Below are 19,824 nucleotides of genomic sequence, written 5' to 3'. Positions count from 1 at the left end.
GTGACCTTGAAAGTGTGATGATTGATCCTGGCAGGCCATGGCAAAACGGAACCAACAAAATCTTCAACGGTAAATTCAGGGATGAATGGCTGTCGATGGAGTGGTTTCTGAACAGACTTGAAGCAAGAGTAATTATTGAAGACTCGAGGTAGCATTCAATGCATTTCGACCGCATTCCAGTTTGAACTACCGGACCCCGAATGAATTCGTGGCAGGATTGCAAAACAATTTACCAACCCAGACTCGAAAGTTAAGTTCTCATTGGTAGGAAATTCCCGGGCAGGTCATTGTCACTGTAAGCAATAGGTTGCGATACAAAAATACTCATATTAAATACATGCGTTGTCGCACGCGGGGGATATTCAGTGCGTATTGAATCTATAAAGTTGTCGGGTTTTCGTTGTTTTGGCCCAGAACCAATAACAATACCGATTGCATCGGAAATTACAGCCGTCGTTGGTCCAAACGCAGCTGGCAAAACAGCACTACTGCACGCGTTATCAAAAATGTTCGGCGTGTCGCGTTCGCAACGTACAGTCCTTCGTTCAGATTTTCACTCGGGAGTCGAGGAGGACCCCGATGATCGCACAGCCAGGGATTTGTTTGTCGATGTGCTGATAGGGTTGCACGAGCTAGCCGATGGAACTGCGACACCTGAGGTCATAGCTCCCTCTTTCCGGCATATGTTAATCCTGCGAGAAGGGGACTCGCCGGTTTGCCGCCTGCGCCTCGAAGCTCGGTGGGAAGATGACGGAACGATTGAAGGTGAGATTTCACAGGAACTTTTCTGGGTTGATACGCTTGACGATGATCCGGATAAGGATTCGTGTCACCCAGTTCTCGCGGCGGATCGTGGCTTAATCCAGCTCTACTACACACCTGCCAGCCGGGACGCAGCAGCTCAGGTTAAGGCAACGGCCGGAGCACTCGCCGCACGCCTACTTCGTGCTATTGAATGGTCATCCGAAACAGAAGAGGCCGTTCAAGATGCAACCGAAAACCTTACTAGCGCATTCGAGGGTGAATCGGCGATTGCCGCGATCAGTAAAGCCTTGCAAGCACGATGGTTGGGCCTCCACGATGATGTGGTTGATTCTAAACCTAGGCTCAGCCTAGTCAGTCGTCGGTTCGAGGAGGTCGTCAACAAGATTGCCGTCATCTTTGAGCAAGGACCAGGCGGTCGGGAGCGTGGCCTAGATGCTTTGAGCGATGGACAGCAATCACTTTATTACTTCGCTTTGGCTGCGGCCGTTTTCGATCTAGAGCGTGAGGTGGTGGCCGGTACGGTAGAAGGATTTCGTGAAGACACGCTACATATACCCGCACTGACGTTATTCGCTCTAGAGGAGCCGGAGAACCATCTCTCGCCTTACTATCTCGCCCGAATTATTGGGCAGATTCGCTCACTGACCGATGCGGGAGGGGCACAAGCTATTATTACCAGCCATTCACCGGCAGTGCTGAGCCGCGTAAATCCGCCTGAAGTTCGCTACTGCCGTTGCGATCCGAAAACACGTGTCTCGTCAGTAAAAAAGATACTACTTCCGACAGGGACTGACGAGGCTGCCAAGTTCGTTCGTGGTGCCATGCTCGCTTACCCAGAACTATACTTCGCCCGCTTCGTCCTACTCGTAGAGGGCGATTCGGAGCGTATTGTCCTCCCATTTCTGGCGAAGTCGCTCGATCTCCTTATTGATCCAGCCTTTGTCGCGATCGTCCCCTTGGGCGGACGTCATACTCAGCATTTTTGGCGATTGCTGACCCACCTTGGCATTCCGCATGCGACCCTCCTAGATCTTGACCTTGGGCGAGACGGCGGTGGCTTTGGCCGAGTAAAGACTGCGATCGAGAAGCTCATCGACGTCAATGTGCGTAAGGACAAGCTTTTGAAAATTGACAAGGGCATCCTGTCCGATGCGGATTTTGCAATGATGCATACTTGGGAGGATGCAGAGGATCAGAAGAATCTCATGGCTTGGGTCGATAGTCTCAAATCACATGGCGTATATTTCTCAGCACCACTGGATCTCGATCTTGCTATGCTTAAAGCGTTCCCTAGTGCGTACCAAGCTATTATCCCTAAGGGCTGCGGCCCGAGAATGGCTATAGATAAAGCAGCAAAAGTTGTGCTGGGGACCGAAGGACCAGGGCTCAAACCCTATGCCGGACCGTTCAAAGACTATCCTGAACTTTTTCCTAATTACCGCTATCACTTTCTTACCAACAGCAAGCCAGCAACGCATCTGGCGGCCTTGACGCACATTAAGAAAAATGACTGTAGAACCGGTATGCCTGCCGTGCTGGAAGAGGTTCTCAATCACATCGCCAAGTTCTTGCGGAGGGACTAGGTATGGCACTGTTGTCGCGGCGGGTACGCCCGGAGGATTGGAAACCGGTGGGTGTGAATACGTTTGAAACGAATGCGTTAAAGGTTGTCCGTTCTACAGAGAATCGATCCGTCATCGCTGGCCCCGGCGCGGGCAAGACTGAACTGCTCGCGCAACGCGCAGCTTATCTTCTCCAAACAGGTGCTTCACCTGCGCCAAGACGCATTCTCGCGATCAGTTTTAAGCGCGATGCTGCAACAAACCTCGCTGCGCGGGTACGCCAACGCTGCCATCGCAACCATGCCGAACGTTTTGACTCGATGACGTTCGACGCTTTTGCGAAAGGGTTGATTGACCGCTTCGGTCAGGCATTGCCTGAGCGTTGGCGGCCTCGGCCCGATTATGAAATCATGTTTCCCGGTGATCGAGATTACCGTGAGTTCCTTTCTCGACAGGTCGGGGTACCTCCAGCTTCGGTCGGCACTCACGCTGATATCCAAGCTATATCTGTGAAGGCTTTCGAGCGTCGGCACCTAGTGGGATCACCACTCCCGGAAGATGATTGGCAACATCCAACACCTGCCCAGTGGGCTGCTAGTCGTTTCTGGCAAATTTCGCTCCATGATGGCAAGAAAAGTGTCTTGTCATTTCCCATGATCGGGCGACTTGCCGAAATACTGTTGCGGGTCAATCCGATGGCGACTCATGCGCTCCGACTCACGTACTCGCACCTCTTCATGGACGAGTTTCAGGATACGACACACATCCAGTACGACTTGGTCCGCACCGTTTTCCTCGGCACAGACACTGTGATTACTGCTGTTGGAGATAATAAGCAGCAGATCATGCGCTGGGCAATGGCGATGGACGATCCGTTCACTGCCTTTGAGGGAGACTTCCGCGCAACACGAACGCCGCTCTATAACAACTATCGCTCGTCAAAAGAGCTTGTACGTATCCAGCACGTCCTGGCGCAGGCTTTGGACGCCCGAGCCGTGGCGCCGGTGTCAAAGACTGCAGGCACCATCGCCGGAGATAGTTGCGTTATCTTGAATTTTTCGACACCAGAGATTGAGGCGAGGCGCTTGGCCGATTTTGTCGTAGGCGAGATGAAAACCCACAAACTTGTCCCCCGCGATTTTGTTCTGCTGGTCCGACAGAAGGCGAGCGACTATGCCGGTGTTCTAGAGCCAGCGTTTCTGGCAGCAGGAATTCCTCTGCGCAACGAAGCTGGAATGATTGGATCGATCATGCTCCAAGACTTACTTGTGGAAGACCTTTCCCAACTGATTGTGGCAGTCCTACGTCTCACAATGACCGCTCGGGCGGGGCGGCATTGGACAAGGTGCATGGAGGCACTCATCGCCCTACGTGGTGTCTCTCCAGATGATGAGGTCGCTCAGGCAAGGCTATCCCAGGAATTGGATGCGTACGTACGTAAACTTAGCGTCTCCCATCCGAATCCTCCAAGATCTAAGGCTGTATCACGCTCGATTGTGGACGATATCTTAAAGTTTATTGGTCGTGAGAGGCTGATCGTTGTTAATCCAGCTTACGGACAAGGAGATTGGCTCGAGAAAGTGCTCGATTCGGCAGCGGAGCATTTGCTAGCGTCGTCGGCCGATGATATCCAGTGGCCATCAGCTCTTGATGGCTATGAAGGCATTCATGCCATTCCTCTAATGACCATTCATAAAAGCAAGGGTCTCGAATACCACAGTGTGATATTCATCGGGTTGGATGATGGTGCATGGTGGAGTTTCTCAAATGACCACATAGAGGCCACTGCTGGGTTCTTTGTGGCATTCACTCGCGCAAAACAACGAGTTGTTTTCACGTACTGCGCACAGCGCGGTACCCGAGCAAAGATTGCAACCCTTTATCAACTGCTAAAGACTGCCGGAGTCAATAGCGTCAATGTTGCCTGACCGTCACAGCGATACCAATCAATGGAATTCCTTCGGTAGAAGACACTCGGGTATGGAACTGTGCTTAAAGGGAAAGCCCTGAGGAGTCGGCGCTGGGCGCACAAATCCAAGCGACACGTACGATGCCAACGGCAATATGCGCACTGGTGGCGGAGGTACGGTGAGCTGTATGAGTTTTGACATGATCAATACGAGCCGCAGGGTAGTAGGTCGCATATTTAGATGTGTAGTCGCATCTTCAAACAGAAATAACATCCGCCACCTATCAATGCAGCCATGCTGCTGCTGGGGTGAGGGTTCCTGAAAGGACGTTGCGGGCTGAGCACATCACTTTCGCCTTTCAAGCTTCGAATGGCCGAGATTTCCAGCGAGTCTTCAAAGGGCAAAGGTGGCATCAGGCTGCCCACACGCTGTGCCAGCATCGACTTTCCACTGCCGGGCGGCCCCACCAAGCGAATGTGGTGTTGGCCTGCGGTGGCAGTCAGCAAGGCATGTTTTGCGGTATGGTGGCCAATAACCTCGGCCATGTCGAGCAGGTTTACCAGGCCTGTATGGTTTTGCGTGTGGTGGGCGTGTTGTTCAAGAGGTGCGCCGTGCCCCACCAAATGCGCGGCCGCTTCAAACAAATTGCTGGCACCGAATATCGCAATGCCGGGCACCGTGGCGGCAAGGCTGGCTTGTGCTTTGGGCATCATCAGTTTCATGGGGCGCTGGCGCGCAGTGGCCTCTTTGCGGGCAGCAACAGCGAGCGCAAAAGGACTGCGCACAGCAGTCAGCGCACCGGAAAGCGAAAGTTCGCTGGCAAACAACCAGTCAGAAAGGTCGGCTTTGGCCAGTTGGCCCGATGCACTGGCAATGCCCAGTGCCACCGCAAGATCGAATGCAGCGCTGCCCTTGGGAAGGTCGGCTGGTGCAAGGTTGACTGTAATTCGTTGGGAAGGGAACTCGAATCCGCTATTAAGCAGCGCAGAGCGAACCCGTTCTTTTGATTCGCGAATTTCGGTGTCGGGAAGACCAACCAGCGCAAAGGAAGGCAAACCAGCCGACAGATGAACCTCAATTTGAACCGCGACTGGGCGAACGCCCACAAAAGTAAGACTGTGAAGAGTGGCTAAAGGCATGGTGGGGCAGGCAGTCAAACCCCGACGATTATCCCCACACGGTGTGTTTTGGCAAACGGGTGCTTCGGTTTACATCACCCGGCAGAGAATGCCAGGCCAGACAATCAATCAAGCCCGCTTTTCGAGTTCAGCCACGCGCATTTCCAGTGCATGCACCTTTTCGCGCAGCCTGTTCAGCACTTCCTTTTGAATTTCAAAATCCTCAAGGCTGACAAATTCCATGTCTTGCAAACCCTGTCGAATCAGCTGTGTGACTGGGTTTTCCATGTTTTGAAGGCCCTTTGCATTGAGCAATTCACCCACTTTGGCCGCGACGGTGTCGAAAGGATTATTCGCCAATGTTTACCCCAAAAGAGTTGTCTCGCATCGCACCAAAAGAGTGCACCAATTTGGTGCTGCGACTGAAAATTCAAAAATTTGAATCGCTATTGTGCCCGAAAAAGGGGGATTTATCGCGAAATTACCGACGAGTTCACGGCTGGCACACTTCTCGCTAATAGACCCTTGCCAAAAAAACTTTACGGCATTCATCTATTTTTAGGAGAGTGAGATGAAAAAATTAGTACTGGTCGCTGCAATCGCCGCAACTACTTTCGGTGCTGTTTCAACGGCACAAGCTGAAGTAACAGTAGCTGCAAACGCTAACGTTACAACCGATTACAAATTCCGCGGTATTTCTCAAACTCAGTCTGGTCCAGCCTTCCAGGGTGGATTTGATGTAGCGTTTGGTAACGGGTTCTATGTAGGTAACTGGAACTCTAACATCAGCAATCTGGGCACTGGTGCAGGTCTGGAGATGGACTTCTACGGCGGCTACGCTGGTGAGGTGAGCGGTATTGGCTATGATGTCGGTGCTTTGTATTATTTCTACGAAGGTTACGATCAGGGCACTGGCCCAGACGCAGATACATTGGAAGTGTACGGAAAGCTTTCATATGCGGGCGCCTATGCAAAACTGTCATATGCAGCATCGGATGATTATTTCGCATTTACCGCGGCTAACGGCTCGACTGACCAGGGAGGCTCAACCTACCTTGATTTGGGCTATACATTCCCATTGTCAGACAAGTTGTCGTTGACCGCTCACTACGGTTTGACATCCTTCGACAAGGATATGGCCGATAACCGTCCCGGTGCAACTGGCACGATTGATTCTTACTCTGACTACAGCATCGGTGCAACCTATGCATTCAACAGCAACTACTCTGTGACAGCAGCTTATGTTGAAGCAGAAGATAAAGCAGCTGGTTTGATCTTGGGCGGTGCCGATGATTTCACAGAGGGTTCATTGATTTTGACTCTCAGCGCCAAGTTCTAAATTGAATCCAGACAGCGCTCTGAAGAGGGGCGCTGTTTTTACCCTCTTCAAACTTAATTCAGGAGTGCGTAATGAAGCTAATTTCAGCAGTCATTAAGCCTTTCAAACTCGATGAAGTCCGTGAAGCGCTGTCTGCCATCGGCGTGCAAGGCATTACGGTTACCGAAGTGAAAGGTTTTGGTCGCCAAAAGGGTCACACAGAGCTGTATCGTGGCGCCGAGTATGTAGTCGACTTTTTGCCCAAAGTGAAAATTGAAGCAGCCGTGGACGACAGCCTGGTAGACCAGGCATGCGAAGCCATTGAAGCAGCGGCCAAGACCGGCAAGATCGGTGACGGCAAAATTTTCGTGTTTGATTTGTTGAGTGTTACCCGTATTCGCACAGGCGAAACCGGTAAAGACGCCCTTTAACCAGAGAGAAGTGAGGAAATCATGAAAAAACTTCTGACTGTCTGGCTGGCGGCCGCTGCACTGGGTTTCAGTGTTGCAAGCCCCGGTGTGTTTGCACAAGAAACACCGATGGCGCCTGCCACCGAAGCCACCGAAACAATGGCTGCTCCCGTCGAGGCAGCTACTGCCGAAGCGCCTGCCGCTGAAGCTCCCATGGCCGCAGAAGCTGCTCCCGCAGAAGAAGCTGCCCCAGCTGTTGAACAAACAGTGAACAAAGGCGATATCACCTGGATGATGGTCGCGACTATTTTGGTTATCTTCATGACCATTCCAGGCTTGGCATTGTTCTACGGTGGCTTGGTACGCGCAAAGAACATGTTGTCTGTGCTGATGCAGGTAATGTCCGTGTTCTGTCTGATCGTGGTGTTGTGGGCTGTTTACGGCTACAGCTTGACTTTCGGCGGTGGTGACAACCCGTTCGTGGGCAACTTCAGCAAACTGTTCTTGAGCGGCGTGACACCTGACTCCCTGTCAGCCACGTTCACCGAAGGCGTGATGATCCCCGAATTCATTTTCATCGCATTCCAGTCAACCTTTGCGGCCATTACCTGTGCGCTGATTGTGGGCGCATTCGCTGAGCGCATCAAGTTCTCCGCAGTGCTGTTGTTCTGTGCAATCTGGTTCACATTCAGCTACATCCCAATCGCACACATGGTGTGGGACGCTGCAGGTTTCATCTTCGCAGACGGCGCAATCGACTTCGCTGGCGGCACAGTGGTTCACATCAACGCTGCGGTTGCAGGTTTGGTGGGTGCTTACATGATCGGCAAGCGTGTAGGCTACGGCAAAGAAGCCATGACTCCACACAGCCTGACATTGACCATGGTCGGTGCCTCCATGTTGTGGGTGGGTTGGTTCGGTTTCAACGCCGGTTCAAACCTGGAAGCCAACGGTGGTACAACATTGGCCTTCATCAACACATTGCTGGCCACGGCGGCTGCAACACTGAGCTGGGCCGCTGCTGAAGCACTGCTGAAAGGCAAGGCCTCCATGCTGGGTGCTGCTTCCGGTGCAGTGGGTGGTTTGGTTGCGATTACACCAGCTTGCGGTACGATCGGCCCAATGGGCGCACTGATCCTCGGCTTGATGGCTGGTCCAATCTGCCTGTGGGGCGTAACTGGCCTGAAGAAGATGTTGGGTGCAGACGACGCACTGGACGTATTCGGTGTACACGGCGTGGGCGGTATCTTGGGTGCCTTGATGGTGGGTGTGTTGTCAGCACCTAGCCTGGGCGGCACCATGGGTGACGACTTCGTGATCGCTTCTCAGTTGGCCGTACAAGCCAAGGGCGTGGTAATCACCATCGTTTGGTCTGGTATCGTCGCTGCAATTGCGTTCAAACTGGTTGATCTGATCGTCGGTTTGCGTGTTTCTGAAGATGCAGAGCGCGAAGGTCTGGACATCACCTCACACGGTGAAACAGCCTACAGCAAGTAAGTCACACTCTCCACTTAGGTGGAATCCTTCAGCCCGGGGTAAAGGGCTGATTCAAAGGCACCTTCGGGTGCCTTTTTTGCTGCCTTCAACCGTTTTGAATTGGTGATGGCACTGGCCGGTTTCTAGCCAATCAATGTAGACCGCACGAGGCAGTTCTTCGCGGAAAGCTTGAAAGCCCCCTTTTTGAATCTGGTTTGTCATTCACCAAGCCCCTCCAAAAAAGACGGTCGGGGCGTGGTGTCGCCTAGTGGCGACCATGCCAAACCAGATTCAAGCGGGCAAGCTTTCTTGAAGCGAAGACCCACCCCGCGCAATCAACATCGATTGATTGCAGCTCCGGCGTTGGCCTTTCTCCAACCCAGGTAAAACGGGTGTGAAGGCAGCAGCGGCTGAGAGAATTCACGTATGGTGACGGGCGGGGGGAAGGTTCAGGGAACCACGTCTGCGATTCAAGGAAATCTGCCGGTGTGAAGTGCGAATGGGCGGTCGCCGGCGGCGAAAAGCCGAGCTCGCCCGTGTTTTTTGGCGAGTCGGCTTTAGCCCAGTCACACACACAAGCCGGAAAAACAGATTTCTGAGCAGACCGTGGTCTCTGACCTTCCCCACGTTCCCACCTCGTCCGTCAATTCCCCAGCCCTTCACCCCCCGATTTTCCCTCCCCAATGTGGCAGTGCAGCGTTTTGGATTACACTTGGCGAAGTGTCTTACCCAGAGAGTGTTGATGGTTCCTCATCTAGTTACAGCTTTAACCGGTCCGCTGCTGGATCTTGAAAAACGAATGCTCGACAAAACCACCGAAATCGAGCGGTGGTTTCGCATGGCCTGGAACGAGAATACCCCCCCGTTCTACAGTTCAGTCGATGTGCGCAACGCTGGTTTCAAGCTGGCCCCTGTGGACACCAACTTGTTCCCCGGCGGGTTCAACAACCTGGCCCCAGATATGATGCCGTTGGCCATTCAGGCCGCCATGAGCGCCATCGAGAAAATCTGTCCGGAAGCGCGCAGCATGGTGCTGGTTCCCGAGAATCACACACGTAATACGTTTTACCTCACGAATGTGGCCCGCTTGGCAGCCATTCTGAAGCAAACCGGCCTGGACATTCGCCTGGGCTCGGTGTCGCCTGAAATTACCGAACCCACGCGCTTTGATTTGCCCGACGGTCAGCACATTGTGCTGGAGCCGCTGAAGCGCTATGGCAACCGTGTGGGTGTTGAGGGACTGGAGCCCTGTGCGGTGTTGTTGAACAACGATTTGTCCGCAGGCGTGCCGCCGATACTTCAAGGCATTAAGGATCAAATTTTGCTGCCGCCTTTGCATGCTGGCTGGGCCACTCGCCGTAAAAGTGCCCACTTCAAGGCTTACGATTCAGTAGTGGAAGCATTCTCTGAAATGCTGGAAATCGACCCTTGGTTGATCAATCCCTATTTCACCCACCGCAATCAATTAAATTTCCAAGAGCGCGTGGGCGAAGAAGCATTGGCGCAAGCGGTCGATGAAGTATTGGCCAAAACTCGCTTGAAGTACGCCGAGTACGGTATTGACGAACAACCTTATGTGGTCGTGAAAGCCGATGCCGGTACTTACGGCATGGGCATCATGACCGTGAAAGACGCCTCGGAAGTGGTGGGCTTGAATCGCAAGCAACGCAACAAAATGTCGGTTGTGAAAGAAGGCTTGCAGGTGTCTGACGTGATCATTCAAGAGGGCGTGCATACCTTCGAGAACATTGAAGACGCCGTGGCCGAGCCAGTGGTCTACATGATCGACCGCTATGTTGTGGGCGGCTTCTACCGCGTACACACCGGCCGTGGGCGTGATGAAAACCTGAATGCACCCGGCATGCACTTTGTGCCTTTGGCGTTTGAAACACCGTGTAACACACCCGATTGCAGTGACCGCCCCGATGCGGCCATGAATCGTTTCTATGCCTACGGCGTGATTGGTCGTCTGGCCGCACTCGCTGCATCGCAGGAACTGGAGGCCACAGCCAGCGTGGAGTTGGCCGCATGAGCAGTCGCAGCTTTGTGTGTGTCATCGACCCACTCACCAGCCTGAATCCGAAAAAGGATTCCTCAATTGCCATGATGGAATCGGCGCAATCGCGCGGCTGGAAGGTGGGGGTGATTGAGGATGGTGGCCTGCACTGGGCCACTGGTGCAGGTGTTCGCGCCCAAGTGGTGTGGATCGCGATTGACCGCGCCAGCAAGCCTTGGTACTCCGAGGTGGGTCGTGAAGAGGTGGCCCTGAAAGACCTGGATGCAGTCATCATGCGCAAAGACCCACCTTTCGATGCCGAGTTTGTGACAGCTACCTGGCTTCTTGAACAGGGTGAGCGCGAAGGTGCCCGTGTATTCAACAGCCCACGCGCGATTCGTGATCACAACGAAAAATTTACCATCGCCCAGTTTGAACAGTTCGTGGTGCCTACCCTGGTGTCGCGCAACGCCGCCCAGCTTCGCGGTTTTCTGGAACAACACCCAGATGCCATCGCCAAGCCATTGGATGGCATGGGTGGCACCTCAATTTTTCGTTTGAAAAAAGGCGATCAAAACGTGGGTGTAATACTTGAAACGCTGACCGACTATGGCAAAAAAACCGCCATGATTCAGCGCTACATTCCAGAAATTGTGGATGGCGACAAACGTGTGCTACTCATCAATGGCGAGCCGGTGCCGTATTGCCTGGCACGCTTGCCCAAAGAAGGTGAGCACCGTGGCAACCTGGCTGCTGGCGGAACCGGGCGTGCCCAGCCTTTGAGCGAGAGTGACTGGCATATTGCGCGCACACTGGCTCCAGAATTGAAAAAACGCGGCTTATTACTCGTTGGGCTGGACATCATTGGACAAAACCTGACTGAAGTGAACGTAACAAGCCCTACGTGCTTCCGCGAAATCATGGATCAAACCGGTTTCCCGGTGGCGGATACCTTTGTGCAAGCCGTTGAAAACGCCTTGCAGGAGGGCAACTGATGCTGGGCTTGGTGCTGGTGACCCATGCCCCATTGGGCGATGCAATCGCCCAATGCGTTAAACACGTGATGGGTTCTTTACCCGAGGGCTTGGCGGTGGTGGATGTGCCCGGCGACGAAGACATTGAACAGTCGGTACAGCGCATTCAGGCTGCCGCGCGGCAGGTACACGCAGGTGAGGGTGTGGTGTTTTTAACCGATCTGTTTGGTGCCACTCCCTCCAACGCCGCTGTACGTGCCGGTGTGGAATCCTTGAGCCTGCCCACAGTTTTGGTCTCAGGTTGCAATTTGCCCATGGTGTTGCGTGCGCTTGGTTTTCGGGATTTGCCCATTAATGAAGTGGCCGAACGTTTGGTCATGGGTGGTCGAAACGGTATCGTAAGCACTGGTGCTACGGCGCCACAACGTCAAACTTTTAACCCGGCGAAAAACGATGATTCAGCAAGAAATCACCATCAGCAATAAATTGGGTTTGCATGCGCGTGCGTCAGTCAAATTGACTCAAACTGCCAGCCGTTTTCAATCCGAAGTGTGGATTGCCAAGGCAGGTCGCCGCGTCAACGCAAAAAGTATCATGGGTGTCATGATGCTGGCCGCAGGAAAAGGGCACAACGTTGTCCTTGAAGCCGAGGGCAGTGACGAAGCCGAGGCCATTGCAGCACTGGTTGCCTTGATCGATGACAAATTTGGCGAAGGCGAGTAAACCATGACTCTGGCCTTGCATGGCATTGCAGTTTCCCGAGGCATTGCGGTCAGCCGCGCCCTGGTGTGGGACACGGCCATGCGGGATATTCCCCGCAATCGCATTGATAAAAAATCGGTTCGTTTCGAGAAAAAAAGATTCGACAACGCCATCAAACGCGTGGCCGATGAACTGATTGAAATTCGCAGTCAAATTGCCGCCGATTCTCCAGCTGAATTCGACGCTTTCCTGAACCTGCACAGCCTGATTCTTGCTGACCCCATTTTGTCGGAAGAACCCAAAAACCTGATTCAAAGCAAGCTGATCAATGCCGAGTGGGCCTTGATTGAGCAAATGGAAGTGCTGCTGGAGCAGTTCTCCGCGATTGAAGACGACTACTTCCGAGAACGCAACAGCGATGTGCGCCAGGTGGTTGAGCGCGTATTGAAATCGCTGCGCGGCCATGCCACGGCTTTGCCCTTGCCGCCGGAAGGCGAGAATGAAGACCCCTGGCTGATTGTTGCACACGACATTTCACCGGCCGACATGGTGCAGCTGAAAGGCCGCCGTGTGGGCGCGTTCGTAACCGAAATGGGCGGCGCAACATCCCACACTGCGATTGTGGCGCGTAGCCTTGGCATACCTGCCGTAGTGGGTGTACCGCGTGCACTTGAGTTTGTGCACAACGGCGACCTGGTGGTGGTTGACGGCAAGGTGGGCGCCGTATTCCTTGACCCAGCCACCATGGTGGTCGAAGAATATCAGCGCAAGCAGGCCATTCTGGCCTTGTCGCGCCAGCGCCTGAAACGACTGATCACCACCGAGGCACGCACCCAGTGTGGTCGCCGTGTTGAACTGCTGGCCAACATTGAATTGCCCGAAGACGTGAAAGGTGTGGTCGATGCGGGGGCTGATGGTGTGGGCCTTTTCCGTTCCGAATTTCTGTTCATGAACCGCAAGGAATGGCCTTCAGAAGATGAGCAGTATGAGGCTTACCGCAAGGTGATCAAGGCCATGAAAGGCAAGCCCGTCACTGTGCGTACTCTTGACCTGGGTGCCGATAAAACCTTGCAGTTTGACGGTGCCAACAGCAGCGCACCGCCGGTGTCCAGCACCTCGGCGCTGGGTTTGCGTTCCATCCGTTTCAGTTTGGCTGAACCTGCCATTTTCCTGACCCAAATTCGAGCTTTGTTGCGAGCTGCAAAGCATGGCCCTGTGAAAATTTTGTTGCCCATGCTCACCAACATTCGGGAAACCAAACAGGCTTTGGCTTACATCGACATGGCGCGTGAACAATTGCTGGAGCGGCGCTTTCAGGTGACGCAGGCCGTGCCGGTAGGTGGCATGATCGAAGTGCCCGCGACTGCGCTTAGCCTGCCGCATTTCTTGAAGTACCTGGATTATGTGTCGATCGGCACGAACGATCTGATTCAATACACCCTGGCGGTGGACCGGGTGGATCACCAAGTGGCCCACCTGTACGACCCCCTTCATCCAGCGGTGTTGAGGCTGGTTTTTGAGGTCATCTCCAGCGCTGAAAAAGCAGGTGTGCCTGTGAGTGTGTGTGGCGAAATGGCAGGCGATATCCGCTTGACCCGTTTGTTGCTGGGCATGGGCCTTACCCAGTATTCAATGCATCCTTCGCAGTTGCTGGATGTGAAAGAGTTGCTGCTGAAAACAGACTTTGAGGGCACGCAAAAACTGGTCAAAAAAGTGACCCGAACATTTGACATCGATAAAATTGACGCTCTGATGCGTCAACTGCACGAAGACTGATCCCGCAACCGGACCGCCTTCAAAGCCAGTTTGCGATTTATACTCAAAGGCTTGCGAAAACCAACAATCCAACCTAAGAAACACCGTATTGTGTCTGCCAACCAGTCCGTGGGCTTCGTAAAGCCCGAGCTTATTGAATTCACCGCACCGCTTTTGCTGGAGTGCGGAAAGTCCCTGCCCAGCTATTCGCTGATGGTGGAAACCTATGGCACGCTGAATGCCGAGAAAAGCAATGCCGTGTTGGTGTGCCATGCACTGAATGCATCCCATCACGTGGCGGGCCTGTATGAAGGCCAAGAGAAAAGCGAGGGCTGGTGGGACAACATGGTAGGTCCCGGCAAACCCCTGGACACCAACCGGTTTTTCGTCATTGGTGTGAACAACCTGGGTTCGTGTTTTGGGTCCACTGGCCCAAGCAGCATTAACCCACAAACTGGCAAACCCTACGGTGCCGATTTTCCGTTTGTGACCGTGCAAGACTGGGTGAATGCGCAGGTGCGTTTGGCTGATTATTTCGGCATTGAAAAATTTGCAGCAGTCATGGGTGGCAGCCTGGGCGGCATGCAAGCCCTGCAATGGAGCCTCAGTTACCCCGACCGCGTGGGCCATTGCATGGTGGTTGCTTCAACCCCGAAGCTGAGTGCGCAAAACATTGCTTTCAATGAAGTGGCGCGCCAGGCCATTGTGACCGATCCCGATTTTCATGGTGGTAATTATTACGAGCATGGCGTGGTGCCCAAGCGCGGTTTGCGCCTGGCCCGAATGATCGGCCACATTACCTACTTGAGCGGCGACGACATGGCCGAGAAGTTTGGCCGTACCCTGCGCAACGGCGATTACAACTACGGGCTCGAAGTAGACTTTCAGGTGGAAAGTTACCTGCGTTACCAAGGCGACAAGTTTGCAGATTACTTTGATGCCAACACTTACCTGTTGATTACCAAAGCGCTCGATTATTTCGACCCTGCACGCCACACGGGTGGCGATTTGGCCAAGGCGCTTGCAGCGGCCAAAGCCAAATTTCTGCTGGTCAGTTTCACCACCGACTGGCGATTTGCACCCGAGCGAACCCGCGAAATTGTAGAGGCCTTGATGGCCAACCAGCGCGATGTAACTTATGCTGAAATTGACGCACCGCACGGTCATGATGCTTTCCTGTTGACCGACGAACGCTATCACAACGTAGTACGTGGTTACTTTGAGCGCATTGCCAAGGAGCTTGCATGAAAACCCTGCACGCTGTTCGACAAGATGTACAACCCTTGCCCATTGTGGTGCCTCGGGCCGATCTCGATTTGATCGAAAGCTGGGTGCCCATGGGTGCACGCGTTCTGGATTTGGGCTGTGGCGACGGCTCGTTTCTAGCGCGCCTCATGAAAACCCGCAAGGCCACCGGCTATGGCGTTGAAATTGATGACACCAATGTGCAGCGCAGTGTAGCCAATGGCATCAATGTGATTCAGCAAGACCTTGAAAAAGGCCTGGCCATGTTCGAAGATCATGCCTTCGACGTGGTGATTTTATCGCAAACCCTGCAAGCCATGCACAACACCGAGCGAATCCTGAAAGAGATCGCCCGAGTGGGCAAGGAAGGCATCGTCAGCTTCCCCAATTTTGGCCATTGGTACCATGTGTGGTCGATTGCTTTGGGCCGCATGCCGGTGTCCAAACAAATGCCTTATCAGTGGTACAACACCCCAAATATTCACCTGTGTACCCCCAAAGATTTCGAGGCGCTGGTTGCTCAAATCGGACATAAAGTACTGGGCAAACAACTTTTTTTAAACGGTGAACCCGTGGAATTGCTGGGCAATTTGCGCAGCACTTTGGCCGTGTATCGCTTCAAGCCCCAGTTTGCAAACTAGGCCAACACCATGAAAAGCCCGCAACCCACCCCACTTGAAAACGAGTATTGGCGGCAGGTTAAGCGAATTACTTGGCGCCTGTTGTGGGTGTGGATTGCACTGATTCTGAGCGTAGTCTTGTTTATTCCCCAGCTCGGCATCACGGTTTACGGGGTTCCCTTGACCTATTGGGTCATCTCAAGCGTGCTGCTTTTGAGTTTTTTAGGATTGGTTGCGTGCTACGCATGGCGCATGGATAGGTTAGAATTGAAATTCAAACGAGCGGTGGAAAACAACCGCGACCTTCCAGGAGACACGAATGAAAAGCAGCACCGGCGAGGTGGGAAAACCCCTCACTGACACCAAAGGCACGCCTCTGCGTTTTGTAACGGGTTCGTCCCTATTCGACGGGCACGACGCTGCAATCAACATGATTCGCCGTTTGTTGCAAAGCCAAGGTGCTGAAGTCATTCACCTGGGGCACAACCGTTCTGTTCAGGAACTGGTGGATGCCGCCATTCAGGAAGATGCCGATGGCCTGGCCGTGAGTTCCTACCAGGGCGGGCACAATGAATTTTTCAAGTACATGGTCGATGAGCTGAAGACCAATAACGCCGGCCACATTCAGGTGTTTGGCGGCGGCGGTGGCGTTATTTTGCCTTCCGAAATTGAAGCCCTTCAGGCCTATGGCGTGAACCGGATTTACAGCCCGCAAGACGGCCAGAAGATGGGCCTTGAAGGCATGATCGGCGACATGATTGCCCGTGCAGCCCAAGTACGCGACGCCCGCAAAAAAATTGACACAGCTTTCACGCCAGAAGGCATCAAGGCCTTGGCCAACAACTGGCCGCTGCTAACCCAACTGATTACCCGCCTTGAGCGCGATGAAGTGCCCGCTGCCGACCTGGAGGCTATTCGTGAACAGGCCAAAGCCAGCAAAACTCCGGTACTGGGCATTACCGGTACGGGCGGTGCGGGTAAATCCAGCCTGACTGATGAACTGATTCGCCGCCTGCGAATGGATCATGGCGACGACCTGACCATTGGCGTGGTGTGCGTGGACCCATCCCGCCGCAAAACGGGTGGTGCCTTGCTGGGCGACCGCATTCGAATGAATGCCATTGGCCCTTGGGCTGGCAATGGCCCCAAAGTGTTCATGCGCTCGCTGGCCACACGCGATTCTGCACAAGAAGTACCTGCCACCCTGCCCGACATCATTGCGCTTTGCCGGGCTACCGGTTTTGATGTGGTGCTGATTGAAACCCCGGGCATTGGCCAGGGTGACGCTGCAATTGTGCCGCATGTGGATTTCAGCCTGTATGTAATGACACCGGAATATGGTGCAGCTAGCCAGCTTGAAAAAATCGACATGCTGGATTTCGCTGATTTTGTAGCGGTGAACAAATTCGACCGCAAAGGCGCACTGGATGCGCTACGCGATGTGTGCAAACAGGTGCAGCGCAACCGCATGGCATTTACCAGCATGCCCGACACCATGCCTGTGTACGGCACACTGGCCAGCCGTTTTAACGACGACGGTGTCAGTGCCCTGTACAAAGCCTTGCGTGCGGCCTTGCCGATTGCCAAGCCTTCCAAAGGGCTGTTCGATTCCATCGACACCAAACATTCCACAACCATGAAAGCGGTGGTACCTTCCGAGCGTGTGCGCTACCTGGCCGAGATTGCGCAGGCTGTGCGCAGCTACAAAGCGCAAGTTCAAAAAGACGTGGCTGCCGTGTACGACCTGGAGTGCATGCAACGTGCCCAGGCCTTGTTGCTTGAACACAAGCCTGACAAAACGAAAGCCGTTGAAGCGCTGGACGACATTGTTGAATTAACCAACACCCGAATCAGCATGGCTGCACAAAAGGCCATGAAAGATTATTCCAAGTTGGCCGAGGGTTACCAGGGCGACACACTGACCTACGAGGTGCGGGGCAAGGCTTTGCAGGCACCACTCACGGTGACTTCTCTGTGTGGTTTGAAAATCAATCGCGTCAGCCTGCCGAAGTTCACCAGCCGGGCCGACCTGCTGAAATTCGTGATGCTGGAAAACCTGCCCGGTTACTTCCCCTTCACTGCAGGTGTGTTCCCGGTGAAGCGCGAGGGCGAAGACCCCACCCGCATGTTTGCCGGTGAAGGGGACCCTGCACGCACCAACCGCCGTTTCAAAATGCTCAGCAGCGCAAGCGATGCCAAGCGATTGTCGACCGCGTTTGATTCGGTCACCCTGTACGGTTTCGACCCTGACCTGCGCCCCGACATTTACGGCAAGGTGGGCACCAGTGGCGTAAGCGTAGCCACGCTAGACGACATGAAAGTGTTGTACAGCGGCTTCGATTTGTGCGCCCCCAGCACCAGTGTGTCCATGACCATCAACGGCCCGGCACCCAGCATTCTGGCCATGTTCTTGAACACTGCCATTGATCAGCAGGTGGACCTGTTCAGCGCCAAAAACAAGCGTGCCCCGAACGCTGATGAATACGCAGCCATCAAGGCGGCAACCCTGAAGGCAGTGCGCGGCACGGTGCAAGCGGATATTCTGAAAGAAGACCAAGGCCAGAACACTTGTATTTTCTCGACTGAATTCAGCCTGCGCGTAATGGGCGACATTCAGCAGTACTTCATCGATCACGAAGTTCGCAACTTCTACAGTGTGTCGATCAGCGGTTATCACATTGCTGAAGCGGGTGCGAACCCGATTTCACAACTGGCCTTTACGCTGTCGAATGGCTTTACCTTCGTGGAAGCGTATTTGGCGCGCGGCATGAAGATTGATGACTTTGCGCCGAATTTGAGCTTCTTCTTTTCCAATGGCATGGATCCGGAATACACCGTGTTGGGCCGCGTTGCCCGCCGCATTTGGGCCATTGCCATGCGTGACAAATACGGTGCCAGCGACCGCAGCCAAAAGCTGAAGTACCACATTCAAACCAGTGGCCGCAGCCTGCACGCTCAGGAAATTGCATTCAACGACATACGCACCACCTTGCAAGCCTTGATTGCTGTGTACGACCATTGCAACAGTTTGCACACCAACGCCTATGACGAAGCGGTGACCACACCGACCGAAGAAAGTGTGCGCAGGGCCATGGCCATTCAGTTGATCATCAACAAGGAATGGGGCCTGGCGAAAAACGAAAACCCAAGCCAGGGCGCATTCATTATTGAAGAGCTGACGGAATTGGTTGAAAACGCCGTGCTGGATGAACTGGACCGCATCAGCGAACGGGGCGGTGTGTTGGGTGCCATGGAAACGGGCTACCAGCGCAGCAAAATTCAGGAAGAGTCGATGCATTATGAAATTCAGAAGCACGACGGCACTTTGCCCATTGTGGGAGTGAATACTTTCACCAACCCCAATGACAATTCCGACTCATTGAATTCGCTTGAACTGGCGCGTGCCACCGAGGAAGAAAAGTTGAGCCAATTGGATCGCCTTGCAGAATTTCAGAAGAGGCATGAGGCGGAGGCTGGCCCCATGCTGGAGCGTTTGAAGCAAACCGCGATGAACGGTGGCAATGTATTCGAGGTGCTGGTGGACGCAGTGCGAGTGTGCTCGTTGGGGCAGATTACGCAGGCGCTGTTCGAAGTGGGTGGGAAGTATCGCAGGTCGATGTGAGTTTCTGCCACCTCGTCGGGTTCGCCACATTGTCGCCAACTCGTCGGGGTTGCCCGATCCCGCACAGGGCCGGTGACTTGGGAGCTAAACTTGAATGGTCACCGCTGCCCGAAAACTTGGCATTTCGGCTTGTTTGCTTGAGCCTGCACTAAGCCAAGCCCTCCAAAAGTAACGGTCGGGTCTTGGCTTTCGCGCCAGGGCGCGATTGTTTGTCTCGGCGCGCCAAGCCGGCAAGTTTTCTGACTGGTCATCGTGCGACCACTTGCAAGTTCAGCTTCCCAATCGGCGGCGGTGTTTCGATCGCCTCGCCTTCAAGAAAACCTGCCCTTGCGTGCCGAGCAGGGCCGGTGT

At 53.9% G+C, this 19,824-nt stretch carries 16 protein-coding genes and 1 pseudogene; 15 read left to right on the top strand and 2 right to left on the bottom strand.

Annotated features, from left to right (window positions below; all coding sequences use genetic code 11):
• Positions 1 to 20: 20 nt before the first annotated feature.
• The 3 genes and pseudogenes from B4N58_RS15675 to B4N58_RS07860 all read left to right on the top strand — a co-directional run.
• Positions 21 to 268: pseudogene (locus B4N58_RS15675) on the top strand (integrase core domain-containing protein); the annotation flags it as partial.
• A gap of 97 nt (positions 269 to 365) precedes the next feature.
• Positions 366 to 2,348 (top strand): ATP-dependent nuclease, encoded by a 1,983-nt coding sequence (locus tag B4N58_RS07865; protein WP_291747814.1) that lies wholly within the window; start codon positions 366 to 368, stop codon positions 2,346 to 2,348.
• Between the two features lie 2 nt (positions 2,349 to 2,350).
• Complete coding sequence (locus B4N58_RS07860) at positions 2,351 to 4,255, top strand: UvrD-helicase domain-containing protein (RefSeq protein ID WP_291747811.1); 1,905 nt, start codon at positions 2,351 to 2,353, stop codon at positions 4,253 to 4,255.
• Between the two features lie 218 nt (positions 4,256 to 4,473).
• On the opposite strand, the gene B4N58_RS07855 is transcribed toward B4N58_RS07860, so the two are convergent.
• Positions 4,474 to 5,376, bottom strand: a complete 903-nt coding sequence (locus B4N58_RS07855; protein ID WP_291747808.1) for a magnesium chelatase domain-containing protein — start codon at positions 5,374 to 5,376, stop codon at positions 4,474 to 4,476.
• A 108-nt stretch (positions 5,377 to 5,484) separates the two neighbouring features.
• The gene (locus tag B4N58_RS07850; RefSeq protein ID WP_008248261.1) at positions 5,485 to 5,715 is read right to left on the bottom strand and encodes an accessory factor UbiK family protein; all 231 of its coding nucleotides are present in this window, start codon (positions 5,713 to 5,715) and stop codon (positions 5,485 to 5,487) included.
• 211 nt (positions 5,716 to 5,926) lie between these two features.
• Between B4N58_RS07850 and B4N58_RS07845 the strand changes: the two genes are divergently transcribed.
• The 12 genes from B4N58_RS07845 to icmF all read left to right on the top strand — a co-directional run bounded on the left by B4N58_RS07845 (position 5,927) and on the right by icmF (position 19,473).
• Entirely contained in the window at positions 5,927 to 6,694 is a 768-nt protein-coding gene (locus B4N58_RS07845) for a TorF family putative porin (protein WP_291747805.1), read from the top strand.
• A 71-nt stretch (positions 6,695 to 6,765) separates the two neighbouring features.
• Entirely contained in the window at positions 6,766 to 7,104 is a 339-nt protein-coding gene (locus B4N58_RS07840; protein WP_008248258.1) for a P-II family nitrogen regulator, read from the top strand.
• A 21-nt stretch (positions 7,105 to 7,125) separates the two neighbouring features.
• Entirely contained in the window at positions 7,126 to 8,580 is a 1,455-nt protein-coding gene (gene amt / locus B4N58_RS07835) for an ammonium transporter (protein WP_291747802.1), read from the top strand.
• 721 nt (positions 8,581 to 9,301) lie between these two features.
• Complete coding sequence (gene gshA, locus B4N58_RS07830; RefSeq protein WP_291747798.1) at positions 9,302 to 10,591, top strand: glutamate--cysteine ligase; 1,290 nt, start codon at positions 9,302 to 9,304, stop codon at positions 10,589 to 10,591.
• Positions 10,588 to 11,550, top strand: a complete 963-nt coding sequence (gene gshB, locus B4N58_RS07825; RefSeq protein WP_008248253.1) for a glutathione synthase — start codon at positions 10,588 to 10,590, stop codon at positions 11,548 to 11,550. Before gshA ends, gshB begins: the two co-directional genes overlap by 4 nt.
• Positions 11,550 to 12,014: a PTS sugar transporter subunit IIA gene (locus B4N58_RS07820; protein ID WP_008248251.1), complete on the top strand. Its 465-nt coding sequence runs from the start codon at positions 11,550 to 11,552 to the stop codon at positions 12,012 to 12,014. The genes gshB and B4N58_RS07820 overlap by 1 nt, the downstream gene beginning before the upstream one ends.
• Positions 11,983 to 12,252 (top strand): HPr family phosphocarrier protein, encoded by a 270-nt coding sequence (locus tag B4N58_RS07815; RefSeq protein WP_008248249.1) that lies wholly within the window; start codon positions 11,983 to 11,985, stop codon positions 12,250 to 12,252. The genes B4N58_RS07820 and B4N58_RS07815 overlap by 32 nt, the downstream gene beginning before the upstream one ends.
• Before the next feature lie 3 nt (positions 12,253 to 12,255).
• Positions 12,256 to 14,007, top strand: coding sequence for a phosphoenolpyruvate--protein phosphotransferase (gene ptsP, locus B4N58_RS07810; RefSeq protein ID WP_291747790.1), 1,752 nt, complete (start codon positions 12,256 to 12,258; stop codon positions 14,005 to 14,007).
• A gap of 90 nt (positions 14,008 to 14,097) precedes the next feature.
• Positions 14,098 to 15,234 carry a homoserine O-succinyltransferase MetX gene (gene metX / locus B4N58_RS07805; RefSeq protein WP_008248245.1) on the top strand — a complete coding sequence of 379 codons (1,137 nt, stop codon included), beginning with the start codon at positions 14,098 to 14,100 and terminating at the stop codon, positions 15,232 to 15,234.
• Entirely contained in the window at positions 15,231 to 15,872 is a 642-nt protein-coding gene (gene metW / locus B4N58_RS07800) for a methionine biosynthesis protein MetW (RefSeq protein ID WP_008248243.1), read from the top strand. Before metX ends, metW begins: the two co-directional genes overlap by 4 nt.
• A gap of 9 nt (positions 15,873 to 15,881) precedes the next feature.
• A complete protein-coding gene (locus B4N58_RS07795) occupies positions 15,882 to 16,211 on the top strand; it encodes a DUF4212 domain-containing protein (protein WP_008248241.1) in 330 nt (109 codons plus the stop codon).
• A complete protein-coding gene (gene icmF / locus B4N58_RS07790) occupies positions 16,171 to 19,473 on the top strand; it encodes a fused isobutyryl-CoA mutase/GTPase IcmF (protein WP_291747783.1) in 3,303 nt (1,100 codons plus the stop codon). Before B4N58_RS07795 ends, icmF begins: the two co-directional genes overlap by 41 nt.
• Positions 19,474 to 19,824: the final 351 nt, after the last annotated feature.

It is taken from the genome of Limnobacter sp. UBA3528 (assembly GCF_002377005.1).
Lineage (GTDB): Bacteria > Pseudomonadota > Gammaproteobacteria > Burkholderiales > Burkholderiaceae_B > Limnobacter.
This window is presented reverse-complemented; position numbering and strand designations above follow the sequence as displayed.